The sequence below is a fragment of the Curtobacterium sp. NPDC086286 genome, assembly GCF_044746255.1.
Lineage (GTDB): Bacteria > Actinomycetota > Actinomycetes > Actinomycetales > Microbacteriaceae > Curtobacterium.
The window spans coordinates 161,874-187,565 of record NZ_JBIVBW010000006.1 but is presented as its reverse complement, the minus strand read 5'-3'; the positions used below and the strand labels follow the sequence as shown (position 1 = coordinate 187,565).

Sequence of the window (25,692 nt, the reverse complement as noted above, 5' to 3'; positions counted from 1 at the left end):
GGACGGGAGGCGCGGTGCCTGTGGAGAACGGGCCTCACCCCTCCGGTCTGAAGCCGTCCACCGCGCCCAGCGCGTCCGCCACGCGCGTCACGTCGTCCTCGTCGTTCCAGAGGTGGAACGCCAGCCGGAGCCGACCGGCCCGCCCGCTCGCGGTGATCCCGGCTGCCGCGAGGGCCCGGAGGGCCGCGCCGTCGGCGTCCGCGAACGTCGTGATCGCCTGACCGCTCCGAGGTGACCCGAGCGTGTCGGCGAGCCGGTCCGTGAGACGCGTGGCGTGCCTCCAGGACGACGTCGCATCGAGCGCGGCGACGTGCCGGAGCGCAGCCACCGCGCCCGGCCATGCCTGCCACGCCGGCGAGACGTCGAACCGACGCGCGTCGTCGGCGAGCCGCATCGCGGGGCCGTAGCAGGACGCCCACACGTCGGCGCCCGCGTACCACCCGGCCTGCACGGGGCGGAGCCGTTCGAGCGCGGCGTCCGAGAACGTCGAGAAGGCGACCCCGCGCGGCGCGCACAGCCACTTGTACGCGTGCGTGACGGTCACGTCGAACGGGGCCGCGTCCACCGGGAGCACGCCGGCGGCCTGCGTGAGGTCGCACAGCGTGAGCGCGCCGACGGTCCGAGCCGCCTCGAGCACCGGCCCCGGATCGGTGACGACGCCGCTCGACGACTGCACCGCGGACCAGGCGACGAGGGACGTCCCGGGCCGCACCGCGTCGGCGAGGGAGGCGAGCGGGACGCTCCGGACGCGGACCCCGCGGTGCGCCTGGGCGAGGAACGGGAACACGAGCGAACTGAAGTCGCCGTCGGGGACCACCACCTCGGCGCCGTCCGGCAGCGCAGCGGCGACGACCGCGACCATGGCGGACGTCTGCGACCCCGTGGCGACCCGGGCCCGATCGACGCCGACGATGCGCGCGAAGAGCGAGCGGCCCTCCTCGACGAGCGCGCCGTAGGCGACCGGCGTGGACGCGGCGTGCTCCCACTCGTCGAGGTCGGCGCGCATGGCGGCGAGCGTGCCGCGCGTGGGGAGTCCGGCGGTGCAGGCAGCGAGGTAGCCGGAGCCGTCGACGAAGGAGTCCATGCCTCCACGGTGACCCGGGGTCGCCCATCACACCAGGGCAGGCTTCTTCGATCCCCCATAACATGACGTTGTGGACGACCTCGATCCCCAACTCCTCCGCGTGCTGCGCGCCGTCCGTGACGCCGGTTCGATCAGCCGCGCGGCCGCCGCCCTCGGGTACAGCCAGCCCGCGGTGAGCCAGCTGCTCGCCCGCGCCGAACGCCGGACGGGCCACGAGCTCGTGCTCCGCGGAGCGCGCGGCGTCACGCTCACCGAGTCGGGACGAGTCCTCGCCGACCACGCCCTCGCCGTGCAGGCGGCCCTCGCGGCAGCGCAGGAGGACCTCGACGCCGTCGGCGGACTCGCCCGCGGACGGGTGCGGATCGCCGGGTTCCCGAGCGCGTCGTCGACCCTCGTGCCGCCGGTGCTCGCCGCGATGTCGGCCACGAGCCCGGGCGTGGTGACCTCGTACGTCGAGGCCGAACCGCCGGAGGCCGTCGAGCTCCTCCGCCGCGGCGAGGTGGACGTGGCGCTGACGTTCTCGCACGCGTTGCAGGGCGACGACGTCGGCGCCGACCCGACGCTCACGACCCGGGTGCTCGGTCGCGACCCGCTCGCCCTCGTGACGCCTGCCCCGGCACTGAGCGGGTCCGCGCACGGTGCCGACGCGGTCGCGGACCTCGCCGCCTTCCGCGAGGCGCGCTGGATCGGCGGGTGCCCGCGGTGCCGAGGGCACCTGCTCGCGTCGTGCGCCGCTTCCGGGTTCACCCCGGACATCGTCCTCGAGACGGACAACGCCGCGGCGGTCGTCGGGTTGGTCGCGGCGGGCCTCGGTGTGGCCCTGCTCCCCCGCCTCGCGCTCACGACCACCGTGGTGCCGCCCGGCGTCTCGGTCACGCCGGCGAGCGACGAGCTCGCGCGGCGCGTCGAGGTGGTGGTGGCACGGGGCGCGGACCGGGTGCCGAGCGTCCGCGCGGCGCTCGACGCGGTCCGCGGCGCGGCACACCTGCTCGGCTGAGCCGAAGGCGGGCGCTCGGTCGAGCCGGGAACCGTCGGACGGGAGGCGCGGGTCGGCGCCGACCCGCGCCTCCTGTCAGGCCGTCGGTGCGTCCACCGCCCCGCCGAACCGTCGATCGCGGCGCGCGTACTGCTCGATCGCTCCCCACAGGTCGGTGCGACGGAAGTCCGGCCACAGCCGGTCGAGGAACACCATCTCGGCGTACGCCGACTGCCACAGCATGAAGTTGGACGTCCGCTGCTCCCCCGAGCTCCGCAGGAAGAGGTCGACGTCCGGCAGCTCCGGCACGTACAGCCGCTTCGCGAGGGCCTTCTCGGTGACCTGGCTCGGCTTGAGGCGCCCGGCGGCGACGTCCTCGGCCATGCCCCGCACCGCGTCGACGATCTCGTTCCGACCGCCGTAGTTGACGCACATCGTCAGCGTGCAGACGTTGTTGTCGGCGGTCATGCGCTCGGCGGTCTGCAGCTCGTCGATCACGCTGCGCCAGAGCCGCGGCCGACGTCCCGCCCACCGGATCCGGACCCCCCACGCGTTCAGTTGGTCGCGGCGGCGGTGCAGGACCTCGCGGTTGAAGCCCATCAGGAAGCGGACCTCGTCGGGTGAGCGCTTCCAGTTCTCGGTCGAGAACGCGTACGCCGAGACGTGCTTGACGCCGATCTGCACGGCGCCGGCGACCACGTCGAGGAGCGATGCCTCACCCGCGCGGTGCCCCTCGACCCGGGTGAGGCCGCGCTGGTTCGCCCAGCGGCCGTTGCCGTCCATCACGATCGCGACGTGCTCGGGGACGAACTGCAGCGGGATCGCCGGAGGGTGCTCACCCGTCCAGTCGACGGGCTTCAGCGGCTCGGACTCGGCGTACCGGCGAGGGCTCATGCAGGGGTTCCTCCGTGGTCGGACGGCTGGTCGGGCGCGTTGCCCGGCAAGTTGCCGGTCGCATTGCCGGGCGCGTTGCGGGGCGCCTTGTCGGGGGCGTGGTCGGACGGGACCGGCGGCTCCGGCAGCGTGGGTGCCGGGGTCGCGGCGACCGCGGCGGGCACACCACCCGGTGTCGGATGGACCGGGGACGGGTGCTCGGTGCGGTCGACGTGCGGCAGCGACCGGAGCGATCGTTCCAGGTGCCACTGGGCGTACGCCGCCACCACGCCGGACGCCCGGGAGCGCGTGCGCTCGTCCGACGCGTCCACCGTGCCCCAGTCGCCGGCGAGCAGGGAGCCCAGGAGCTGCAGGGTGTCCGGGTCGAGCCGCGGTGTCCCCGGAGGCGCCGCGTGGTCCGCCACCACGCCGCCGAGCTGCACGACGAACGCCGAGTGCGGCCCGGGCTCCCCGGTGACCGCGCAGTCGCGGAACGATGGCGCCCACCCCGCGATGCTCATCGCGCGCAACAGGTACGAGTCGAGCGTCGCACTCGTCACGTGCTCGCCGCGCGCCAGCGACCGGAGGGCCCCGACGAGGAGCAGGTACTGCTGCAGTCCGGCGTCGGCCTCGCTCAGGCGGTCGGCGGTCTCGACCATCGCGCTGGCGGCGGTGTAGGCCCCGTAGTCGGCGACGATCTGCGCGCCGTACGAACCGAGCGATTCGGCCTGGGTGACGATGTCGAGCGAGCGGCCCTCGTAGAACTGGGCGTCGACGACCATGAACGGCTCGAGCCGGGACCCGAACTTCGACGCGGTCCGCCGGACGCCCTTCGCCACCGCCCGGATCTTGCCGTGCTGCCGGCTCAGCATCGTGACGATGCGGTCGGCTTCACCGAGCTTGTGGGTACGCAACACGACGCACTCGTCCCGGTACAGCGGCATTGGTCCAGTATCCCCCGCGCCACCGACGTTCCGCGCCGCGCTGCTCGCGGCGCGGAGCGGGCGGGCGTCGAGCGGGCGCGACACGCCGCTCACGTCCGCCGAACGGGCGGAAGGCGCCGCTCGCCACCGCCGAGCGGTACAGAAACGTCCCGCTCGCGGCGCGCACGCACGCACGCACGCACCAGCGCGACCACGCACAGGAGGCGCGGTGCGGGTCGGACCCGCACCGCACCTCCTGGACGGAACGCGTTACGCCGAGACCAGCTCCGACGCGCCGGACGCAGCCCCCGAGCGCACCGCGCGGTTGACCGCCGAGACGATCGCCTTGAGCGACGCGGTGGCGATGTCGGCGTCGATCCCGACGCCCCACAGCCGGACGCCGTCGACGTCGAGCTCGACGTAGGACGCGGCCTGCGCGTCACCCGAGGCGCTCATCGTGTGCTCCGAGTAGTCGTAGAGCGTCACGTCGACGCCCTGCTCCCGCATCACCGTGAGGAACGCGTCGATCGGGCCCGTCCCGACGGCGTCGGACGTGATCGAGCCGTCGTCGACGCGCAGGGCGACCGAGAGCTTCGTCGTGCCGTCGAAGTCGCTCGACGTCGCCGTCTTCGTGATCTCGTAGCGGCCCCACTTGTCGGACTCGTCGGCCGCGGGCAGGTACTCGTCGCGGAAGAGGTCCCAGATGCGCTCGGACGAGAACTCGCCGCCCTCGGCGTCGGTGCGCTGCTGCACGACCCCGGAGAACTCGATCTGCAACTTGCGGGGCAGGTCGATCGAGTGGTCCGTCTTGAGCAGGTAGGCGACGCCGCCCTTGCCGGACTGGGAGTTGACGCGGATCACGGCCTCGTACGAACGGCCGATGTCCTTCGGGTCGACGGGCAGGTACGGCACCGCCCACGCGATCTCGTCGATGTCCTTGCCGGCGGCCGCGGCCTTGGCCTTCATGGCCTGGAAGCCCTTGTTGATGGCGTCCTGGTGCGAGCCGCTGAACGCCGTGTAGACGAGGTCGCCCGCCCACGGCTGACGCTCCGGCACCGGCAGCTGGTTGCAGTACTCGACCGTGCGCTTGATCTGGTCGATGTCCGAGAAGTCGATCTCGGGGTCGATCCCCTGCGTGAACAGGTTCATGCCGAGTGCGACCAGGTCGACGTTGCCGGTGCGCTCACCGTTGCCGAACAGGCAGCCCTCGATGCGGTCGGCGCCGGCCATGTAGCCGAGCTCTGCGGCCGCGACGGCGGTGCCGCGGTCGTTGTGGGGGTGCAGGGAGAGGATGACGTCCTCGCGGTGGGCCAGGTTGCGGGACATCCACTCGATCGAGTCGGCGTAGACGTTCGGCGTCGCCATCTCGACGGTCGCCGGCAGGTTGATGATCACCTTGCGGTCGGGCGTCGGCTCGAAGACCTCGAGCACGGCGTTGCAGATCTGGACCGCGACCTCGAGCTCGGTGCCGGTGTACGACTCGGGCGAGTACTCGTAGAACACCTTCGTGTCGTGCTGTAGGTTCGCCTCGGCCGCACGGCACAGCTTCGCGCCGGACACCGCGATGTCGACGACGCCCTGCACGTCGGTGCGGAACACGACCTCGCGCTGGACGATCGACGTCGAGTTGTACAGGTGCACGATGGCCTGCTTCGCGCCGTCGATCGCCTCGTACGTGCGGTTGATGAGGTGCTCGCGCGCCTGGGTCAGCACCTGGATCGTGACGTCGTCGGGGATCGCGCCCTCGTCGATGAGCGAGCGGACGAAGTCGAAGTCGGTCTGCGAGGCGCTCGGGAACCCGACCTCGATCTCCTTGTAGCCCATGCGGACGAGCAGGTCGAACATGGCGCGCTTGCGCTCGGAGTCCATCGGGTCGATCAGGGCCTGGTTGCCGTCGCGCAGGTCGACCGCGCACCACCGCGGTGCCTCGTCGATGCGCTTCGTCGGCCAGGTGCGGTCCGGGAGGTCGACACGGATCTGGTCGTGGAACGGGACGTACTTGTGGATCGGCATCCCGGAGGGGCGCTGGGTGTTCTGCATCGTTTCGTCGCTTTCGTCGTCAGGTGTGGGTCAGGCCACGACGGACTCCGCGACGAGGTGGGCCGTTGTGTCAGGCCTCGTCGCGGCAGCGAAGGAGGAGGAGCGCCGAGTACATCGAGTCCACGGTAGCACCGGCGGCGGTCCGTGTGACAGAGCGAGCCGTCGCGGGGCGCCGAGGTCGCACGACCCGGGGCCCGGGGTCCGAGGTCGCACGACGTGCCGCGGCCGGGGCGTCGAGGTCGCACGAACCGTCGCCCGCAGGCACCGCGAGCGACACTTCGTGCGACCTCGGCCGACCCGAACGACCGAACGTGCGACCTCGGCCGGCCCGAGCGACCGAACGTGCGACCTCGGCCGGCCCGAGCGACCGAACGTGCGACCCGTGCGACCCGAGCGACCGCGAGCGGCGTCTCAGTCGACCGCCAGCGCCTCCGTCGGCGGCACCCGCATCGCACGCCGCACCGGACCGAGCACCGACCAGAGCGCGACCGCGAGCGTCCCGATCACGACCACCGCGACGGCCGACAGCGGGAAGACGGGCGCGATCAGCGCTGCTCCCTGCGTCGTCCCGAGGATCGAGTACGCGCCGGCCCAGCCGTAGCCGACACCGAGGAGCACGCCGAGGACCAGCGCCACCGTCACCATGACCACCGTCTCGACCGTGACCATCACGGCCACCTGACGCCGGGTCGCACCGAGCGTCCGAAGCAGTCCGAACTCCTGCCTGCGTTGTGCGACGGTCATCGACGAAACGTTCACCACACCTGCCGCCGCGATCACGCCGGCACCACCGATCAGCACGGTGAACATCGTCGAGAGCGCGACGAACTGATCATGGATGCCGCGGTAGTAGACCGGGTCGCCGTCGACCTGTCGGACGAGCATGGCCTCGTAGGTGGCGAGCCCGACCGAGAACGTCACGACGAGGGTGACCGCGATGAGGAGCCCGACGGCGGCCCGGGAGGCGCGCGCCGGCGACCGCAGGGCGTTGCGGCCCGCGAGCATCGCCATCGGGAACCGGCCGACCGCGGCCACGAGTCGGAGGACGGGCGGCAGGACGACCGGCGACCCGAGCACCAGACCGGCGAACGAGACCGCCCCCGCCGCGACGGCGAGCAGCACGGCGAGGTACGACGTCGCTCCGAGGACGATCGAGCCGGCGACACCGATCCAGCCCCCGAGGAAGAGGACCACCGCGACCGCCGTGCGCCACGGATTCGTGCGCGCTGAGACCTCGGACTCGACCGTCGACCCCAGCGCCTGGAGGGGCGCGAGCGAGAGCACCCGACGGGACCCGATCCGGAACGCGATGACCACGGCGCCCGCGACCGTCACCCACACGACCAGGGACTGCAGGGGCACCAGCGGACTCGAGTCCTCGACGATGCCGGTCGACCCCGCCACGACGACCCCCACGTTCGCCAGCGCGAGCGCGAGGAGCACCCCGGCCAACGCCCCGATGATCCCGACGACCGCGCCGGCACGGGTCAGCCGTCGGCGGAGCAGCGACGCCGACCCGCCGAGCAGTCGTTCGAGCGCGAGCACCCGGGTCCGACCTGCCATCGCGGTCCCGCATGTGTTCACCGTGACGACCGACGCGACGGAGAGTGCGACGCCGAAGAAGACCCACGCCGCCAGCGGGAGGAGGACTGCGACGGTGCCGCTCTGGCCGGTGCGCGCTCCCGCGTCGAGGATCCGCCCTGCGAGCTCAGCAGCCGCGACGACCACTCCACCGAAGGTGCCAGCGAGGACGGCGACGACGACCGAACCGCCGTTGTCCGCGAGCGCTCGTGTCGGGACGGACCATCGCCGGGAGCGGCGCGCACGGTGCTGCCCGTTCACGCTGCGGTCTCCATGCCGAGCATCGTGGTCGAGATCGCCGCGGCATCCATCGCCGGACGATCCCCCACCACACGACCATCCGCCAGGAACAGGATCCGATCAGCATTCGCCGCAGCCACCGGATCATGCGTCACCATCACCACGCTCTGCCCCCACTCCGACACCGCACCCCGCAAGATCTGCAACACATCACGACCCGTCCGCGAATCCAACGCCCCCGTCGGCTCGTCCGCGACCACCACCGCCGGCCGCGACGCCAACGCCCGCGCGATCGCCACCCGCTGCTGCTGCCCACCCGACAACTGGTGCGGACGATGCGACAACCGATCCCCCAACCCCAGCATCTCGACGAGACGATCGATCCACGCCGACTCCTCACGAGTCACCTTGTGCCCACCCAACAGGAACGGCAACCGGATGTTCTCCGCCACGTCCAACGTCGGGACCAGGTTGAACGACTGGAACACGAACCCCAACCGACGACGCCGCAACTCCGTCAACTCCTTGTCACCCAACCCCGTGACGTCCACCCCGTCGATCCAGATCCGACCCGACGACACCTGGTCGAGCCCCGCCGCGACGTGCATCAACGTCGACTTCCCCGAACCCGACGGCCCCATCACCGCCGTGAACTCCCCCGCACCGATGTCGACACTCACATCGTCCAACGCCCTCACCCGCCGCACGGCATCGCCGTAGTGCTTCGAAACGCGGTCAAGACGGATGATCGATTGCATGTCCATGCGTCCAGTATTTCAATATCGGACCCACGCCGCGTCATCCGATGGGGTGATCAGGAGCGATCAGCAGTCTCAGTCGACCGCCAGCGCCTCCGTCGGTGGAACGCGCATCGCACGCCGCACCGGCGCGATCGTCGCGACCACCGCGAGGACCAACGCCCCCACGACCACGATCCCCACCGTCAACGGCGGCAGCACCGGCGTCGTCGCGAAGCCGAGCGAACCGAGCAACGTCTGCCCACCGACCCACCCGTAGAAGGTGCCGAGCACGAGCCCGGTGACGACGGCTGCGACGACCATCTGGACGGCCTCGGTGACGATCATCCGTCGGACCTGCGCCCCGGTCAGCCCGAGCACCCGCAGCAGCCCGAGCTCCCGCCGGCGCTGCAGCACCCCGAGGGCGAGCGCGTTCACGACCCCCACCGCGGCGATCACGGCGGAGAACCCGACGATGACGCTCACCACGGCGTTCAGCTGGACGAAGAAGTCACGCTGCCCCTCGAGCATCTCCTTCGTCATCTGCCCCTGATCCATGGCCTGCAGCTGGGCACCGAGCACGTGCTGCATGATGCCGAGCGCCACGGCGAACGTGACGAGCAGGGTGACGCCGATGACGAGCCCGATGGTCGCCCGTGCGGACCGGCCGGGTGCGCGCACGGCGTTGCGGCCGGCGAGCAGGACGACGGGGTCACGGGCCCCGATGCGTCCGATGAGCTGCAGCACGGGCGGCATCACGATCGTCGCACCGACGGCAACCCCGGCGAAGGAGACGAAGCCCCCGAGCGCTGCCGGCAGGACCGCGATGGGCGAGAGCGCGCTGGCGAGCAGCCCGACGAGCAGGAGCAGGCCGCCCGCAGCCATGAGCACGATCGCCCAGATCTTCCGGGCGGTCCCGGAGCGGACGTCGTCGTGACTCGGTTCGACGCTCGACGAGAGCGCCTCGAGCGGCGTCACGGTGAGCACCCGCCGCGAACCGGCCGCGAACGCACCCCAGGTCGCGAGGACGACCGCCACGACCGGGAGCACGAGCTCCCACGGCACGATCGTGTACGCGGTGTCCGGCAGGAACCCGTTGCCCCGCAGCACGACGACGAAGAGCGCACTGAGCCCCGTGCCGACGACCGCCCCGATCAGACCGCCGAGGACCCCGACGACGAGGCCGGTCCGGGTGATCCGTGCGCGCAACGAGGCGCCGGTCGCCCCGACGAGCCGCTGCAGCGCGATGATGCGGGTCTGCCCGGCGATGAGCGTGGCGCAGGTGTTCGCCGTGACGATCGCACCGACGTAGAGGGCGATGCCGAGGAAGAGCCACCCGACGACCGAGAGGATCGCCTTCACCGGGCCGAGCTCGGAGAGACCGGAGGCCGCCAGGGCCTCGGTGACGATCCCCGGCGCGATGACCAGTGCCGACCCGAAGGTGGTGCCGAGCGCCGCGACGAGGACGGTCGGGGCGAACGCGCGGACGCCGTTCACGCTGCGGTCTCCATGCCGAGCATCGTGGTCGAGATCGCCGCGGCATCCATCGCCGGACGATCCCCCACCACACGACCATCCGCCAGGAACAGGATCCGATCAGCATTCGCCGCAGCCACCGGATCATGCGTCACCATCACCACGCTCTGCCCCCACTCCGACACCGCACCCCGCAAGATCTGCAACACATCACGACCCGTCCGCGAATCCAACGCCCCCGTCGGCTCGTCCGCGACCACCACCGCCGGCCGCGACGCCAACGCCCGCGCGATCGCCACCCGCTGCTGCTGCCCACCCGACAACTGGTGCGGACGATGCGACAACCGATCCCCCAACCCCAGCATCTCGACGAGACGGTCGATCCACGCCGACTCCTCGCGAGTCACCTTGTGCCCACCCAACAGGAACGGCAACCGGATGTTCTCCCCCACATCCAACGTCGGCACCAGGTTGAACGACTGGAACACGAACCCCAACCGACGACGCCGCAACTCCGTCAACTCCTTGTCACCCAACCCCGTGACGTCCACCCCGTCGATCCAGATCCGACCCGACGACACCTGGTCGAGCCCCGCCGCGACGTGCATCAACGTCGACTTCCCCGAACCCGACGGCCCCATCACCGCCGTGAACTCCCCCGCACCGATGTCAACGCTCACATCGTCCAACGCCGTCACCCGCCGCACGGCATCGCCGTAGTGCTTCGAAACGCGGTCGAGACGGATGATCGGTCTGCTGCTCGTGGTCATGACTCCACGATGACGGCCAGGAGGCACGCCCCGCGTCGGCCCAGCGGCTCCTGTGGATCGTCCGCTCGGCTCCACTGCCTGGGGAGAAGTCATCCTGGCGGATGACGGACCGTCATCGCGCAGCGCACAGCGCGCAGCCGCAGCCGCGGTCAGTCGGCCTTCGCGACCAGACCGTGCTCGTGCGCGAACACCACGAGCCGCACCCGGTCCCGCAGCTCGAGCTTCGTGAGGACGCGCGAGATGTGCGTCTTCACCGTCGCCTCGCTCACGTACTCGTGCTGCGCGATCTCGCTGTTGCTGAAGCCCCGCGCCGCCAGGTCGAAGATCTCCCGTTCGCGCGGCGTCAGGTCGGCGAACGCGGCCGGCACCGAGGCCGCCTGCTCGCTCGTGTCCTCGTAGCGGCGGAGGAGCTCACGGGTCGCCGACGCCGCGAACACTGCGGTCCCGGCGTGCACGGTGCGGATCGCCGCGAGCAGGAACTCCGGGTCGGCATCCTTCAGCACGAAGCCGCTCGCACCGGCTCGGATCGCCTTCGCCGCTGCCTCGTCGAAGTCGAACGTGGTGAGCACGAGCACCTTGGCGCCGTCGGTCCCGCTGTCCTCGACGATGCGGGCGGTGGCGGTGATGCCGTCCATCACCGGCATGCGGACGTCCATGAGCACGACGTCTGGACGCCCGCGCCGCACGAGCTCCACGCCCTCGGCACCGTCGCCGGCCTCGCCGACGAACTGCAGGTCGGCTTGCGAGTCGATGAGCATCCGGATGCCGGTGCGGAACAGGGCCTGGTCGTCGACGAGCGCGACGCGGATCGGGGTGTCGTTCATCGGCCGGTGCGCTCCTGGAGGGTCGAGGGTGTGGTCGGGACGAGCCCGCGCGGCATCTGGCCGCTCGCGGGGACGGACGGCATCCGGACCGCGACCGCGAAGTCGTCGCCCCGCGGTCCCGCGGTCATCGTCCCCCCGGTCATGGTGGCACGTTCGCGCATGCCGACCAGCCCGTGTCCGGTACCGGGCCCGCGCGTGCCGTCGTCGGCGCGCCGGTTGACGACCGTGATCTCGACGGTGTCCGGCCGGTACGTGAGGCTCGCGCGCACCGGGGTGTTGGGCTCGCCGTGCTTCCACGCGTTCGTCAGGCTCTCCTGGACGATCCGGTAGACGGCGAGCTGTGTCGTGGTCGGCAGTCCAGACGAATCGCCCTCGCGCTCGACCCGCACGTCGAGGCCGACGCCACGCATCTCGCCGATCAGCCGGTCGATGTCGTCGATCTCCGGGGTCGGTGCGGTGCCCTGCTCGTGCCGCAGCGCACCGAGCAGTTCGCGCACGTCGCCGAGGGCACGGCGGGCGGTGCTCGAGATCGTCCCGAGCGCCTCGTCGGCGATCGCCGGGTCCGCCTTCAGCGCGTACCGGGCACCGTCCGCCTGGGCGATCACGACCGCCAGCGAGTGCGCGACGATGTCGTGCATGTCCCGGGCGATCCGGACGCGTTCCTGCTCCACGGCGACGGCACGATCGGCCCGTGCGGCGTCGCGCTCGGCGAGGAGCTGAGCCTCTCGGCTCATGCTCGCCGACCGCCGGGTGCGGAGCACGAGACCGGCGAGCCACGGCAGGAGGAGCAGCAACAGCACGATCGCGAAGTACGCGATCGCGACCTTGAGCGACTCCTGCTCGGGCGTCGTCGCCGTCACGATGCCCTGCCGCTGCCGGTAGTCGTCGAGACCGAGGTAGACGGCCGCCGTCACCGGGCCGACGATCGACGACACCAGGCCCGCCAGCCGGACGCGCCGGCTGCCGTAGCGACTCGTCGAGTAGACCACCCCGGCGATGAACGCGTTCGACAGGTCGGGCATCTGCAGGGTGACCATCTCGAGGACGGCGAACACCCACGCCACACCGAGCGCGAGCCCCGGCGACAGGCGCCGGAGCGCCAGCGCTGCCGTCATGCCGAGGACCGTCAGCAGCGCGAACGGCGAGTCCAGTCCCCGCGCGGTCACGACGAGCACGAGCGCGCCGAGCAGGACCGCGATCACGACGTCGGTGATCACCTGCGCGCGCAGCATGGGACGGAACACCACACCACGGTACGTCCAGGAGGCGCGGTGCGCGTCCGCCTCCAGGTTGACGTCAGCAGACGGTCGGGTCAGAAGCCCAGTCGCCCGAGCTGCTTCGGGTCGCGCTGCCACTCCTTCGCGACCTTCACCCGGATGTTGAGGTACACGTGGCGGCCGCCGAGCAGCGCCTCGATCTCGGTGCGGGCCCGCGACCCGACGTCCTTGAGGCGCTCACCCTTGCGACCGATGACGATCGCCTTCTGGCTGTCCCGCTCGACGAAGAGGTTCGCGAAAATGCGCAGCGGGCCGTCCGGTTCGTCGTCCTCGTCGGGCTCGACGACGTCCTCGATCACGACGGCGAGCGAGTGCGGCAGCTCGTCGCGCACGCCCTCGAGCGCGGCTTCGCGGATGAGTTCGCCGATCCGCTCCTCGTCGGTCTCCTCGGTCACCGCGGCGTCGTCGTAGAGCTGGGGCGACTCGGGCAGCAGCGACGTGATCACGCCGAGCAGGTCCTCGAGCTGCAGTCCCCTCGTGCCCGAGGTCGGCACGATGGCGTCCCACTCGCGGAGCTTCGACACCGCGAGCAGTTGCTCCCCGACCTTGTCCTTGGCGGCCCGGTCGATCTTCGTGACGATGGCGACCTTCTTCGCACGCGGGTACTGGTCCAGCGTGTCGTTGATGAACCGGTCGCCGGGGCCGATCGGCTCGTTCGCCGGGACGCAGAGCCCGATGACGTCGACGTCCCCGAGGGTGGACTGCACGAGGTCGTTCAGCCGCTCGCCGAGCAGGGTGCGCGGTCGGTGCACGCCGGGGGTGTCGACGATGATGACCTGGCCGTTCGGTCGGTGCACGATCCCACGGATGGCGCGGCGGGTGGTCTGCGGCTTCGACGAGGTGATCGCGACCTTCTGGCCGACGAGCGCGTTCGTCAGCGTGGACTTCCCGACGTTCGGGCGCCCCACGAACGAGACGAACCCGGCACGGTACGGCTCGGTCGGTCCGGCGGTGGCTGGCGTGGTGTCGGTCATGCGTGCGTGGTTCCCGTCGTGGTGGATGCTGCGTCGTCGAAGGCGTCCTCGACGTCCGCGAGTCCGGGCGTGCGCTCGGCGAGCACGGTGATGAGGTGGCGACGCTTGCCCTCGACCCGGTCGGCCGTGAGCACGACGCCGGACACGGTGACGCTGTCGCCGCTGATCGCCAGGTGGCCGAGCTCCTTGGTGAGCAGCCCGCCGGCGGTGTCGACGTCGTCGTCCTCGAGCTCGATGCCGAACAGGTCGCCGAGGTCGTCGATCGGCAGTCGGGCGGAGATCCGCCAGACGCCCGGCTCGACCTCGACCCGGTCGACCACGGCGCGGTCGTACTCGTCCGAGATGTCGCCGACGAGCTCCTCGATGAGGTCTTCCATCGTGACGAGCCCGGCGACGCCGCCGTACTCGTCGACGACGAGCACGAGGTGGTTCTTCGCGACCTGCATGTGGCGCAGGGTGTCGTCGGCGGCCTTCGACTCCGGCACGAACTCCGCCGGGCGGAGGAGCGTCGTGACCCGCTTCGTACCGGACCCCGGTCGCTCGTACAGGGCCCGGGCCACGTCGCGCAGGTAGAGGACCCCGAGCACGTCGTCGCTGCCCTTGCCGGTGACGGGCATGCGGGAGACGCCCGCGGCGAGGAACTGCTCCATGCCGCTCGCGAGGGTGTCCGAACCGTCGACGGTGAGCATGTCGGTGCGCGGCACCATCACCTCGCGCACGAGGGTGTCGCTGAACTCGAAGACCGAGTGGATGAGCTCGCGGTCGTCCTGCTCGAGGACGTTGCTCTCGGTGGCCTCGTCGACGAGCGACAGCAGCTGCTCCTCGCTCGACACCGTCGAGGCACTGCCCCCGCGCCCGGGCGTGACGCGGTCGCCGATCGCCACGAGCAGGCCGGCGAGCGGACCGAGCACGATGCGCACGGCCCGGACCAGCCCGCCCGTGGTCGCGATGAGCCGTTCGGCGTGCGCGCGACCGACGCTGCGCGGGCTGGACCCGACCAGCACGAACGACACCGCGGTCATGATCGCGGCGGCCACGATGAGCGCGACCCACCACGTGTCGAAGACCATCACGAGCGCGATCGTGACGAGCACGGCGGCGGCGGTCTCGGCGAGCACCCGGAAGAAGTTGAGCGCGTTGACGTGCGCCCCGACGTCGTCGCCGACCGCCTCGATGGCGCGGCGGTGCTTGCTCTCCCGCGCGATCTCGTCGAGGTCGGCGCGGGACAGGACGGAGAGCGCGGCGTCGGACGCGGCGAGCAGGCCACCGACGACGACCAGCACGAACGCCACCGCCAGCAGGCCGACGACGAGCAGCATCAGCTCACCGCCCGCGGCGCTGGGCGGCGAAGGCCGTGAGGATCTCGCCCTGCAGCCCGAACATCTCCGCCTTCTCGTCCGGCTCGGCGTGGTCGAACCCGAGCAGGTGCAGGATGCCGTGGCAGGTCAGCAGGAGCATCTCGTCGGTGCTCGAGTGCCCGGCGGTCTTCGCCTGTTCCTCGGCAACCTGCGGGCAGAGCACGATGTCGCCGAGCAGCCCGGCGGGCGTCGGGTCGTCCTCGGTGCCCGGACGGAGTTCGTCCATCGGGAAGCTCAGGACGTCGGTCGGCCCGGGTTCGTCCATCCACCGGACGTGCAGCTGCTCCATCGCGCCCTCGTCGACGAGCACGATCGCGAGCTCCGCATCGGCGTGGACGTGGAGCGCGTCGAGCGCGAAGGCGGCGAGGCGCTGGATGGCTGCCTCGTCGACCTCGACGCCGGACTCGTTGTTGAGCTCGATGCTCACCGGTTCCCTCCTCGGGAGTCGTTCTGGGGGTACGGGGAGCGCTGGCGGTCCTGCGGCGGACGCCCCCGTCGCTCGGCGCGGTTCGCACCGGCGGGGTTCGGCGTGGCGGCACTGCCCCGGCCGCCCGGGCGGTACCCGGACTGCTCGGCGAGGCGTTCCTCGTCGTAGACGGTGTAGGCGTCCACGATCCGTCCGACGAGCGTGTGGCGGACGACGTCCTCGCTGCCGAGGCGGGCGAAGTGGATGTCGTCGACCTCGCCGAGGATGCGCGTGACGAGCCGGAGCCCGGACAGGTTGCCCGGCAGGTCGACCTGGGTGATGTCACCCGTGACGACCATCTTCGAGCCGAAACCGAGCCGCGTCAGGAACATCTTCATCTGCTCGGGCGTCGTGTTCTGCGCCTCGTCGAGGACCACGAACGAGTCGTTCAGCGTGCGTCCGCGCATGTACGCCAGCGGGGCCACCTCGACCGTGCCGGCGGCCAGGAGCTTCGGGACCAGCTCGGGGTCCATCATCTCGTTGAGCGCGTCGTAGAGCGGGCGCAGGTACGGGTCGATCTTGTCGGTGAGGGTGCCCGGCAGGAAGCCGAGCCGCTCGCCGGCCTCGACCGCGGGGCGCGTCAGGATGATCCGGGTGACCTCGCGCCGCTGCAGCGCCTGGACGGCCTTCGCCATCGCCAGGTACGTCTTGCCGGTACCGGCGGGGCCGATGCCGAACGTGATCGTGTGCTCGTCGATGGCGTCGACGTAGGCCCGCTGCCCGTCGGTCTTCGGCCGCACGGACTTGCCGCGGCTCGACACGATCGGCGTGCCGAAGGTGTCGGACGGCTTGCGGTCCTCGTCGAGGAGCTTCGCGGAGACGGGGATGTCGGACGGCCCGATGTCCTGTCCACGCTTCACCATGCCGACGAGCTCGTCGACGAGGGCGTGCGCGCGCGCGACGTCGCGTTCGGGCCCGGTCAGCGTGACCTCGTTGCCACGCACGAGCACGCGGACGCCCGGGTACTGGCGTTCGACGGTCTTGAGCAGTCGGTCCTGGGGGCCGAGCAGCTGCACCATGGCGATGCCGTCGACCTGGATCGAGGCCGACACGTCCGTCGGGTCGGCCGGGGTGGGTGCTGGTTCGTTAGCCGGCAAGGGTGCCTTCCTGCAGTTCACCTGCGAGTACGTGCGCGTGCACGTGGAACACGGTCTGACCGGCGGCTTCGCCGGTGTTGAAGACGAGTCGGTACTGGCCGCCGGCACGCTCGTCGGCGATGCGCTGCGCGGTGGCGACCAGGTGGGCGAGGAGGTCCGGGTCACCGGCTGCGAGTTCGGTGACGTTCCGGTACTGCTCGGTCTTGGGGATGACGAGCACGTGGACGGGTGCCTTCGGCGCGATGTCCTCGATGGCGATCACGCGGTCGTCCTCGGCGACGACGGTCGCCGGGATCTCGCGCGCGATGATCCGGGAGAAGATGCTGGGCGTGCTGGTGCTCATGGCTCCATCGTAGAACGCGGTACCGACGCCACGCCTTCCCGATCCGGGCGCTACCAGCGACCGAGCCGCGTCTGGAGGACCGCGAGCGCGGCCGGGCCGGCGGTGGACGTCCGGAGCACCGTGTCGCCGAGGCGGACCCGGACGGCGCCGGCGGCCACCAGCCGGTCGAACTCGGAGCCGTCGATGCCGCCCTCGGGTCCGACGACGAGCACGATCTCGGCGACGTCGCTCGGCGGTTCCCACTCGGAGAGCCGGACGTCGCCGACCGGGTCCAGCACGAGGACGGCGCGAGCACCGTCGGCCGCTCCGGGAGCCGGAGCCGCGAGCTGCCCGGTCGTCACCGGCGCGTCGACGACGGGCACCCGGGAACGGATCGCCTGCTTCGACGCCTCGTGCGCGATCGCCGTCCAGCGTGCGCGCCCCTTCTCGACCTTCGCGCCGTCCCAGCGGGAGACGCTGCGGGCCGCCGACCACGGCACGATCCGGTCGACACCGATCTCGGTCGCCGCCTGCACCGCCATCTCGTCGCGGCCGCCCTTCGCGAGCGCCTGCACGAGCGTGAGCGTCGGTGTGGGTGCGTCGTCGACGGCGACCGTGGACACCGCCAACGAGAGCGTGTCCCGCCCGAGCGCGGCCACGGCCCCGGTCACGACGGTGCCACGACCGTCGGACAGGCGCAGCGTCTCCCCCACCCGGACCCGGGCGACCGTGACGGCGTGGCGTCCCTCCGCCCCGTCGAGCGGGACGGTGTCGCCGACCGTGACGCCGTCGAGCGACCCGACGAGGTAGAGCGATGCCATCAGAAGTTGAAGAACCGGTCGCGGAGCTTGCCGAACATGCCCTGCTGGAAGCGGGCGAGCTGCGGCTTCGCGGCCTTGTGCGACTTCGCGAGCTGCTCGACGAGCTGCCGTTCCTTGTGCGAGAGCTTCGTCGGCGTCACGACCTGCACACCGACCCGGAGGTCGCCGCGACCGTTGCCCCGGAGCTTCGTGATGCCGCGGTCCTTGATCACGAGGACGTCGGCGCTCTGCACACCAGGCCGGACCTCGAGCTCGACCGGGCCGTCGAGCCCGTCGATCGTCGCGGTCGTCCCGAGCACGGCGTCGGTCATCGCGACCTCGAGCGTGGCGAGTAGGTCGTCCCCGTCGCGGCTGAACACGTCGTGGTGGCGCACCCGGATCTCGAGGTAGAGGTCACCGGAGGGGCCACCGGCCGGACCGACCTCGCCCTGGCCGGGCATCTGCAGGCGGAGCCCGGAGTCGACCCCGGCGGGGACGTCGACCGGCACCGTGCGGCGGGCGCGGACGCGTCCCTGGCCCTGGCACGTCGGGCACGGGTTCGGGATGACGGTGCCGTACCCGCGGCAGGTGCCGCAGGGCGCGCTCGTCACGACGTTGCCGAGGAGCGAGCGGACCTGGCGCTGGATGTGGCCGGTGCCGCCGCAGATGTCGCACGTCTGCGGGCTCGTGCCCGGCGCGCAGCAGGAACCGCCGCACGTCTCGCACAGCACCGCGGTGTCGACCTCGACGTCCTTGTGGGTACCGAAGACGACCTCGTCGAGGTCGACGTCGATGCGGAGCAGGGCGTCCTGTCCGCGCTCGGCACGACTGCGCGGGCCGTTGCCACGACCGCCGCCGCCACCGCCACCGAAGAACGCGTCGAAGATGTCGCTGAACCCGCCGGCTCCGCCACCGAAGGGGCTGTCGGCCTGGGGCCCGGCGTCGTACCGGCGGCGCTGCTCGGGGTCGCTCAGCACGTCGTACGCGTGCGTCACGTCCTTGAAGCGCTCGGCCGCGTCGGGGCTCGGGTTCACGTCCGGGTGCAGTTCGCGCGCCAGACGGCGGTACGCCTTCTTGATGTCGGCATCGGAGGCGTCCTTCTGGACGCCGAGGACGTCGTAGTGGTCTGCCACGTATCCCTCAGTCGGTTCGGTTCGGTCGGTCAGGTGCGGCGGTCGCCGCGGTTCTGGTGGTCGTCGGTGGGCCTGGAGGCGCGGGTCGCCCCGTCGGGACCGGCTCGCTCAGGCGCGTGGGCACCTGGTCAATGTTCACCCAGGAGTTTGGACAGGTACCGTGCGACGGCGCGCACGGCGGCCATGTTCGTGCCGTAGTCCATCCGGGTCGGCCCGAGCACGCCGAGCCGGGCGAGTTCGCCGCCGGCCAGGTAGCCGCCGGCGACGATGCTCGTCGCGTCGAGCCCGTACTCGGCGTTCTCCACGCCGATGCGCGCCGCGACGCCGTCGTCGATCTGCATCTCACCGAACAGGCGGAGCAGGGTCACCTGTTCCTCGATCGCCTCGAGCACGGGGAAGAGCCCGCCCGAGAAGTCCTGCTCGCTCTTGGCGAGGTTCGCCGCACCGGCCATCACCAGGCGGTCCTGCCGGTTGGCGGCGACCTGCTCGATGAGGGTCGCGACGACGACCCCGGCGAGCGGCTGGGCGTCGGGGCGGATCTGCTGCGGCACCGCGCGGAGCGCCGTCGAGACGTCCTGCAGCAGCAGCCCGACGCTGGCGCCGTTCACCACCGTGCGGAGTTCGGTGAGCGAGCCCTCGTCGAGCGCCACGTCGGTCTCCACGACGCGCTGCTCGACCCGGGCGGTGTCGGTGATGAGCACGACCATCAGGCGGTTGTCGCCGAGGCGGACGAGCTCGATGTGCTGGACACGCGCGCGCACCATCGAGGGGTACTGCACGAGGGCGACCTGGTTCGTGAGCTGGCTGAGCAGCCGGACCGTGCGGCCGAGGACCTCGTCGAGGTCGTTCGGCGCCCCGAGGAACGTCTCGATCGCGTGCCGCTGGGCGCTGGACAGCGGCCGCGCGCCGGCGAGGTGGTCGACGAAGACGCGGTACCCCTTGTCGGTCGGGACGCGACCGGACGAGGTGTGCGGTGCCGCGATGAGTTGCTCGTCCTCGAGCTGGGCCATGTCGTTCCGGATCGTGGCGGCGCTGACCCCGAAGGCGTGCCGCTCGACGATCGTCTTCGAACCGACCGGCTCGCGTGACGCGACGTAGTCCCGCACGATGGCCTTGAGGACCTCGAGGCTGCGTTCGCTGACCACCCGGACCCCTTCCACTCGATCTGGCACTCGGACGTGTCGACTGCTGATCCTACGCCCGACCACCGACGGACCGGGACTTCTCCACACGCCTGCCAGTACGCTTCCGCCATGACCTACGGACAGCAGCCCGGTGGCCCCCAGTTCCCGGGCGGGTACCAGCCGCCCCAGCCGATGTCGCCCGAGGACCAGCGCCTCTGGGCCACGCTCACGCACATCGGCGGGATCTTCTTCAACTTCGTCGCGCCGCTCGTGGCCTACCTCGTCCTGCGCGATCGCGGCGGCTTCATCCGCGAGCACACGCGCGTGGCGCTGAACTTCCACATCACGATGGCGATCGCCTACGTCGCCGCGGGCCTCTTGACCATCGTGCTGATCGGCGCGGTGCTCCTGCCGGTGATCGGGATCCTGACGATCATCTTCGGGATCATGGCCGCCGTCGCCGCCAACCGCGGGCAGTTCTACCGCTACCCGCTCTCGATCGAGTTCATCAAGCAGTAGCTCAGTCGAGCAGCTCGCGGACCACCGCGTCCGCGAGCAGGCGACCCCGCAAGGTCAACTCGATCCGTCCCCGCACCGCGGCCGACCCGTCCACGAGACCACGTGCGATGAGGCCGGCGACGCGGCCCCGTGCCTCCTGGCCCAGCTCGCTCGTCGCCAGCTCACCGCGGACCCGGGCGGCGAGCAGCACGCGCTCGACGTACCGGGTCTCGTCGTCGAGGGTCTCGCGGCCGGCCGCGGGCGACTCGCCCTGCAGCACCCGGTTCGCGTACGCGGCCGGGTGCTTCACGTTCCACCAGCGGGTGCCGGCGACCGCGGAGTGCGCGCCCGGGCCGACGCCCCACCAGTCGTGGCCCTTCCAGTAGGACAGGTTGTGCCGGCTCGCTTGCTGGTCGCCGCGGGACCAGTTCGAGACCTCGTACCAGGAGTACCCGGCGTCGCCGAGGACCTGGTCGGCCAGCTCGTACATGTCCGCCGCGAGGTCGTCGTCCGGCGCCGGCAGCTCGCCGCGTGCGACCATCCGGCCCATCGCGGTGCCGTCCTCGACGATGAGCGAGTACGCCGAGACGTGGTCGGGCGCACACGCCAGGGCCGCGTCCAGCGAGGTGCGCCAGTCGTCGAGGGACTCGCCCGGCGTCGAGTAGATGAGGTCGAGCGAGACGTCGAGCCCCTGCTGCTTCGCGGCGTCCACGACGAGCGGCACGCGCTCGGGGTCGTGCGTCCGGTCGAGCGTCGCGAGCACGTGCGGCACCGCGGACTGCATGCCGTAGCTCACGCGGGTGAACCCGCCGGCGCGCAGCGTCGCCAGGGACGACTCGTCGACGGAGTCCGGGTTCGCCTCGGTCGTGACCTCGGCCCCGGGCAGGATGCCCCAGGTGTCGTCGATCGCCCGCAGGATCATCACGAGGTCGGACGCCGGCAGCATCGTCGGCGTCCCCCCGCCGAAGAACACCGTCGACACCGGGCGCCGCGGGACGCCGGAGCGGTCGAGGACGTCCGCCGCGAAACGGATCTCCTGCACGGCGTGGCCGGCGTAGTCGTCCCGCCGGACCCCGCGGAGCTCGGACGCCGTGTAGGTGTTGAAGTCGCAGTAGCCGCACCGCACGCGGCAGAACGGCACGTGCACGTAGACGCCGAACGGGACGTCACCCGCGGACGCCGCGGGCGAGAGCAGCCCGTCCGCTGGTGCGGGATCGGCGATCGGGAGAGCACTCGGCATGGACTCCATTGTCCGTCATGATGGAGGCATGGAGCACCACCCCGTCCCCACCACGGTGCTGTGGGACATCGACGGCACCCTCGTGATGAACGCCTCCTCGCCGGGCAACCTCTACCACCTCGCGCTCGAGCGGGCGGTGGGTCGCGACCTCGTCCTCCGCGTCGGGCACCAGCACGGCCGCACCGACGCCGGGCTCATCGCCGAGCACGTCCGGGCCCACGACCTGGACGACTCGCTCATCCCCACCGTGAGCCGTCACCTGCACGACCTGACCGAGGAACGGCACGTGTCCGGCGACCACCGGAGCCCGGCTCCGGGTGCGATCGCCCTCGTCCGACGGTTCGCCGAGCTCGGCTGGCGCAACGGACTGCTGACCGGCAACTCCCCCTACCGTGCCCGCGTGAAGCTGCAGGGCGCCGGGTTCGACGTCGACGCGTTCGACTGGGAGCACTCGTACTTCGGGGACGCCGAGGTCGAGCGCAGCGGGGTGACCGCGCGTGCTGCCGATGCCCTCGCGGGCACCCGGGCCGTCATCGTCGGGGACACCCCGCGGGACGGCGAGGCAGCCGAGGCCGCCGGGATCCCGTTCCTGGCGGTGGCGACCGGGGTGTTCGACGTCGACGCGCTCCGCGCCACGGGTGCCGTGACGATCGCCCGGAACTGCGTCGACGACGCGTCGCTCATCGAGGACGCCATCGCGGCGCTGCCGCCGCTCCGCCCGGTCGGCGAGGGCCCCTAGCCGAGCAGACCTAGTCGCCGCGGAGCGCTTCGAGGTACTTCTGCGCCATCACGCGCTGCTGCCGACGGAGCAACGGGGCCACGAACTGCCACTTCCGGCTCGACGGCTGCGAGAACTGCCGGATCTGCAACCACACCGAGCCGTCCGGGGTCCGCTCGACGACGAAGGACTCCTCGCCCGAGAGCGGATGCCCCTCGAGCGTGCCGTACGCGAAGCCCTTGCGGTCGGTCTCGTCGATGATCGAGACGACCCGGACCGGCGCCTGCACCGTCTGGCCGAACGCGTGCATCGTCAGCGTCGCGCTCGTCCCCGCCGTCACGAGCGGCGTGCCGTCCGGGGCGAACTTCTCCACCCGGGGCGTCCCGATCGAGGCCGGGGCGATCGGCACGCCGTCCTCGTCGAAGGTCACCGGGTTGTAGCGGACCTCGTCGTCGTCGGGCTGTTCCTCGACGTGCACGCGGATCCCGCTGCGCTCCTGGATCTGCCAGGTCAGGGCCTGGGTCACCGCGGTCTCGAAGCGCTGGTCGCCGTGGCCGATCCGGGAGCGCGACTCGGACGGGGCGAACCCCTCCGGCGGGTACGTCATGAGGTCCGGCGCCTGGGTCGCACCCACGGCTCCGTACGTCAGGGCGGTCCGGTAGCTCCCGCGGGTACTCATGCGGCCACTGTACTGGGGACTCGTCCCCCGGATCGAACCGAGTCGCCCTCGGGTGCGCAACCGGCGGTCCGCTTTCCGCGCGCCCCGAACTGGAGGCCCGACACCCGTCCGACACGCCCCTATCGTGGGTGCGTGCCCCGCTCCCCCCTCGCTCGCGCGCGGTCCGTCGACCGCACGACGGCCGCGTTCGCCGTCCTGACGCTCGCGGCGTTCGGACTGGCGGCGACGGCACGGGCCGCGGTCGAGTGGGCGACGGCCGGCCTCGGCGCTCCCTCCCGGTACGTCACGACGCCGCCGGGGGACGTCGACGTGTTCGACACCGCGAACGCCATCGCGGCGTTCGGGGCGTGCAGCGCCGGAGCGGGAGTGCTCCTGTTCGGGGTGACGCTCGTGCTCGCGGTGCGCCGGCACTCGGCACGCCGGCTGCCCTACGTGCTCGGGTTCTGCACGCTGGCGATGGTGGTCGGGTCGGTCGTGGCCGGGTTCGCCGCGGCGGCGCAGGCCGACTACGACACGGCTGCCGGACTCGTCATCCTGCGGACCGCACTCGCAGGACTGGCCGCGGCGAGCCTCCCGGCACTGGGCCTGGCAGCGTTGCGGGCTCGCGCCCGCCGCGTCTGACGCGCTCCGCTACTTCTTCTTCTCTTCGACGTCGCCGGAGAGCGCCGCGATGAAGGCTTCCTGCGGGACCTCGACGCGACCCACCATCTTCATGCGCTTCTTGCCCTCCTTCTGCTTCTCGAGGAGCTTGCGCTTGCGGGTGATGTCACCGCCGTAGCACTTCGCGAGGACGTCCTTGCGCATCGCCCGGATGCTCTCGCGGGCGATGATCCGGGCGCCGATGGCGGCCTGGATCGGGACCTCGAACTGCTGGCGCGGGATGAGCTTGCGCAGGCGCTCGGTCATCAGCGTGCCGTAGGCGTACGCCTTGTCGCGGTGCACGATCGCGCTGAACGCGTCGACCTGCTCGCCCTGGAGCAGGATGTCGACCTTCACGAGGTCGGCCGCCTGGTCCCCCGTGGGCTCGTAGTCGAGCGATGCGTAGCCCTGGGTCTTGCTCTTCAGCTGGTCGAAGAAGTCGAAGACGATCTCGCCGAGGGGCATCTCGTACCGGATCTCGACGCGGTCCTCGCCGAGGTACTCCATGCCGAGCAGCGATCCGCGGCGCGACTGGCACAGCTCCATGATCGCGCCCACGTAGTCCTTCGGCGCGAGGATGGCCGCACGGACCATCGGCTCGCGGACCTCGACGATGCGGCCGCCCGGGAACTCGGACGGGTTCGTGACCTCGGTCACGGTGTTGTCCTCGTTCGTGACCTCGTAGATCACGCTCGGGGCCGTGGTGATGAGGTCGAGCCCGAACTCGCGGCTGAGGCGCTCGGTGATGATCTCGAGGTGGAGCAGGCCGAGGAAGCCGCAGCGGAAGCCGAAGCCGAGCGCCACCGACGTCTCCGGCTCGTACACGAGGGCGGCGTCGGACAGCTTGAGCTTGTCGAGCGCCTCGCGGAGGTCGGGGTAGTCCGAGCCGTCGATCGGGTACAGGCCCGAGAACACCATCGGCTTCGGGTCGGTGTACCCGGCCAGCGCCTCGGTCGCGGGCTTCTGCGCCGTCGTGACCGTGTCGCCGACCTTCGACTGGCGGACGTCCTTCACCCCGGTGATGAGGTAACCGACCTCGCCGACGGAGAGGCCCTTCGTCGGCTTCGGCTCGGGCGCGGACACGCCGATCTCGAGGATCTCGTGCGTCGACTTGGTCGACATCATCTGGACCTTCTCGCGCGGGTGGATCGTGCCGTCCACCATCCGCACGTACGTCACGACGCCGCGGTAGCTGTCGTAGACCGAGTCGAAGATCATCGCGCGGGGCGGAGCGTCCACGTCACCCACGGGGGCCGGCACGGAGCCGACGACCCGGTCGAGCAGTTCGGCGACGCCCACGCCGGTCTTGCCGGACACGCGCAGGACGTCGTCCGGCGAGCCGCCGATGAGCTGGGCGAGCTCGGCCGCGTACTTCTCCGGCTCGGCCGCCGGCAGGTCGATCTTGTTCAGGACCGGGATGATCTCGAGGTCGTTCTCGAGCGCCAGGTAGAGGTTGGCGAGCGTCTGGGCCTCGATGCCCTGCGCGGCGTCGACCAGGAGGATCGCTCCCTCGCACGCCGCGAGCGACCGGGACACCTCGTACGAGAAGTCCACGTGACCGGGCGTGTCGATCATGTTGAGGGCGTACGTCTGCCCGTCGAGCTCCCACGGCATGCGCACCGCCTGGGACTTGATCGTGATGCCGCGCTCGCGCTCGATGTCCATGCGGTCGAGGTACTGCGCACGCATGGCGCGGTCCTCGACGATGCCGGTGATCTGCAGCATGCGGTCGGCCAGCGTGGACTTGCCGTGGTCGATGTGCGCGATGATGCAGAAGTTGCGGATCGCGTCGGCCGGGGTCGAGGCGGGCTCGAGCGGCGCGGATGCTTGTGGGCTCACGGTT

The 25,692-nt window shown here is 71.4% G+C and carries 24 protein-coding genes and 1 pseudogene; 4 read left to right on the top strand and 21 right to left on the bottom strand.

What is annotated here, in order from left to right; all coding sequences use genetic code 11:
- Positions 1 to 34 precede the first annotated feature (34 nt).
- Entirely contained in the window at positions 35 to 1,084 is a 1,050-nt protein-coding gene (locus ACIPKM_RS12625) for an aminotransferase class V-fold PLP-dependent enzyme (RefSeq protein WP_402736838.1), read from the bottom strand.
- Positions 1,085 to 1,154: 70 nt separating this feature from the next.
- Here ACIPKM_RS12625 and ACIPKM_RS12620 point away from each other — a divergent pair, with 70 nt between their 5' ends.
- The gene (locus ACIPKM_RS12620; RefSeq protein WP_402736837.1) at positions 1,155 to 2,081 is read left to right on the top strand and encodes a LysR family transcriptional regulator; all 927 of its coding nucleotides are present in this window, start codon (positions 1,155 to 1,157) and stop codon (positions 2,079 to 2,081) included.
- Positions 2,082 to 2,156: 75 nt separating this feature from the next.
- On the opposite strand, the gene ACIPKM_RS12615 is transcribed toward ACIPKM_RS12620, so the two are convergent.
- The 17 genes and pseudogenes from ACIPKM_RS12615 to hrcA form a co-directional block, all read right to left on the bottom strand.
- Positions 2,157 to 2,954, bottom strand: coding sequence for an isoprenyl transferase (locus tag ACIPKM_RS12615; protein ID WP_402736836.1), 798 nt, complete (start codon positions 2,952 to 2,954; stop codon positions 2,157 to 2,159).
- Positions 2,955 to 3,154: 200 nt separating this feature from the next.
- Positions 3,155 to 3,877: pseudogene (gene recO, locus ACIPKM_RS12610) on the bottom strand (DNA repair protein RecO); the annotation flags it as partial.
- 249 nt (positions 3,878 to 4,126) lie between these two features.
- Entirely contained in the window at positions 4,127 to 5,896 is a 1,770-nt protein-coding gene (gene leuA / locus ACIPKM_RS12605) for a 2-isopropylmalate synthase (protein WP_402736835.1), read from the bottom strand.
- Between the two features lie 411 nt (positions 5,897 to 6,307).
- The gene (locus ACIPKM_RS12600) at positions 6,308 to 7,738 is read right to left on the bottom strand and encodes an ABC transporter permease (protein ID WP_083413732.1); all 1,431 of its coding nucleotides are present in this window, start codon (positions 7,736 to 7,738) and stop codon (positions 6,308 to 6,310) included.
- The gene (locus tag ACIPKM_RS12595; protein WP_139199189.1) at positions 7,735 to 8,481 is read right to left on the bottom strand and encodes an ABC transporter ATP-binding protein; all 747 of its coding nucleotides are present in this window, start codon (positions 8,479 to 8,481) and stop codon (positions 7,735 to 7,737) included. Before ACIPKM_RS12595 ends, ACIPKM_RS12600 begins: the two co-directional genes overlap by 4 nt.
- 69 nt (positions 8,482 to 8,550) lie before the next feature.
- Entirely contained in the window at positions 8,551 to 9,951 is a 1,401-nt protein-coding gene (locus ACIPKM_RS12590; protein ID WP_402736834.1) for an FtsX-like permease family protein, read from the bottom strand.
- A complete protein-coding gene (locus ACIPKM_RS12585; protein WP_402736833.1) occupies positions 9,948 to 10,700 on the bottom strand; it encodes an ABC transporter ATP-binding protein in 753 nt (250 codons plus the stop codon). The genes ACIPKM_RS12590 and ACIPKM_RS12585 overlap by 4 nt, the downstream gene beginning before the upstream one ends.
- A 149-nt stretch (positions 10,701 to 10,849) precedes the next feature.
- Complete coding sequence (locus tag ACIPKM_RS12580) at positions 10,850 to 11,524, bottom strand: response regulator transcription factor (protein WP_071294824.1); 675 nt, start codon at positions 11,522 to 11,524, stop codon at positions 10,850 to 10,852.
- Entirely contained in the window at positions 11,521 to 12,768 is a 1,248-nt protein-coding gene (locus ACIPKM_RS12575; RefSeq protein WP_139201858.1) for a sensor histidine kinase, read from the bottom strand. The genes ACIPKM_RS12580 and ACIPKM_RS12575 overlap by 4 nt, the downstream gene beginning before the upstream one ends.
- A gap of 68 nt (positions 12,769 to 12,836) precedes the next feature.
- A complete protein-coding gene (gene era / locus ACIPKM_RS12570; protein ID WP_070418695.1) occupies positions 12,837 to 13,775 on the bottom strand; it encodes a GTPase Era in 939 nt (312 codons plus the stop codon).
- Positions 13,772 to 15,094, bottom strand: coding sequence for a hemolysin family protein (locus ACIPKM_RS12565; RefSeq protein WP_070418694.1), 1,323 nt, complete (start codon positions 15,092 to 15,094; stop codon positions 13,772 to 13,774). The genes era and ACIPKM_RS12565 overlap by 4 nt, the downstream gene beginning before the upstream one ends.
- 4 nt (positions 15,095 to 15,098) lie before the next feature.
- Positions 15,099 to 15,560 (bottom strand): rRNA maturation RNase YbeY, encoded by a 462-nt coding sequence (gene ybeY, locus ACIPKM_RS12560; protein ID WP_070418693.1) that lies wholly within the window; start codon positions 15,558 to 15,560, stop codon positions 15,099 to 15,101.
- Positions 15,557 to 16,696, bottom strand: coding sequence for a PhoH family protein (locus tag ACIPKM_RS12555; protein ID WP_070418692.1), 1,140 nt, complete (start codon positions 16,694 to 16,696; stop codon positions 15,557 to 15,559). The genes ybeY and ACIPKM_RS12555 overlap by 4 nt, the downstream gene beginning before the upstream one ends.
- A complete protein-coding gene (locus tag ACIPKM_RS12550) occupies positions 16,686 to 17,039 on the bottom strand; it encodes a histidine triad nucleotide-binding protein (RefSeq protein WP_070418691.1) in 354 nt (117 codons plus the stop codon). Before ACIPKM_RS12550 ends, ACIPKM_RS12555 begins: the two co-directional genes overlap by 11 nt.
- A 50-nt stretch (positions 17,040 to 17,089) precedes the next feature.
- Entirely contained in the window at positions 17,090 to 17,839 is a 750-nt protein-coding gene (locus ACIPKM_RS12545; RefSeq protein ID WP_071294822.1) for a 16S rRNA (uracil(1498)-N(3))-methyltransferase, read from the bottom strand.
- Positions 17,839 to 18,951, bottom strand: coding sequence for a molecular chaperone DnaJ (gene dnaJ, locus ACIPKM_RS12540; RefSeq protein WP_071294821.1), 1,113 nt, complete (start codon positions 18,949 to 18,951; stop codon positions 17,839 to 17,841). The genes ACIPKM_RS12545 and dnaJ overlap by 1 nt, the downstream gene beginning before the upstream one ends.
- 128 nt (positions 18,952 to 19,079) lie before the next feature.
- Positions 19,080 to 20,096 carry a heat-inducible transcriptional repressor HrcA gene (gene hrcA, locus ACIPKM_RS12535; protein ID WP_071301979.1) on the bottom strand — a complete coding sequence of 339 codons (1,017 nt, stop codon included), beginning with the start codon at positions 20,094 to 20,096 and terminating at the stop codon, positions 19,080 to 19,082.
- 108 nt (positions 20,097 to 20,204) lie between these two features.
- Between hrcA and ACIPKM_RS12530 the strand changes: the two genes are divergently transcribed.
- Positions 20,205 to 20,594 carry a DUF4870 domain-containing protein gene (locus ACIPKM_RS12530; RefSeq protein WP_070418687.1) on the top strand — a complete coding sequence of 130 codons (390 nt, stop codon included), beginning with the start codon at positions 20,205 to 20,207 and terminating at the stop codon, positions 20,592 to 20,594.
- Between the two features lies 1 nt (position 20,595).
- Here the strand turns inward: ACIPKM_RS12530 and hemW are convergent, their stop codons facing one another.
- A complete protein-coding gene (hemW, locus tag ACIPKM_RS12525; protein WP_402736832.1) occupies positions 20,596 to 21,813 on the bottom strand; it encodes a radical SAM family heme chaperone HemW in 1,218 nt (405 codons plus the stop codon).
- A gap of 28 nt (positions 21,814 to 21,841) precedes the next feature.
- Here hemW and ACIPKM_RS12520 point away from each other — a divergent pair, with 28 nt between their 5' ends.
- The gene (locus tag ACIPKM_RS12520) at positions 21,842 to 22,552 is read left to right on the top strand and encodes an HAD family hydrolase (protein ID WP_402736831.1); all 711 of its coding nucleotides are present in this window, start codon (positions 21,842 to 21,844) and stop codon (positions 22,550 to 22,552) included.
- A 10-nt stretch (positions 22,553 to 22,562) separates the two neighbouring features.
- Here ACIPKM_RS12520 and ACIPKM_RS12515 read toward each other — a convergent pair whose 3' ends face one another.
- On the bottom strand, positions 22,563 to 23,210 hold the full coding sequence (locus tag ACIPKM_RS12515; protein ID WP_070418685.1) for a DUF1990 family protein: 648 nt from the start codon (positions 23,208 to 23,210) through the stop codon (positions 22,563 to 22,565).
- Positions 23,211 to 23,342: 132 nt separating this feature from the next.
- Here ACIPKM_RS12515 and ACIPKM_RS12510 point away from each other — a divergent pair, with 132 nt between their 5' ends.
- On the top strand, positions 23,343 to 23,831 hold the full coding sequence (locus tag ACIPKM_RS12510; protein ID WP_071294817.1) for a hypothetical protein: 489 nt from the start codon (positions 23,343 to 23,345) through the stop codon (positions 23,829 to 23,831).
- 9 nt (positions 23,832 to 23,840) lie between these two features.
- Here ACIPKM_RS12510 and lepA read toward each other — a convergent pair whose 3' ends face one another.
- Positions 23,841 to 25,688 (bottom strand): translation elongation factor 4, encoded by a 1,848-nt coding sequence (gene lepA / locus ACIPKM_RS12505; protein WP_071294816.1) that lies wholly within the window; start codon positions 25,686 to 25,688, stop codon positions 23,841 to 23,843.
- Positions 25,689 to 25,692: the final 4 nt, after the last annotated feature.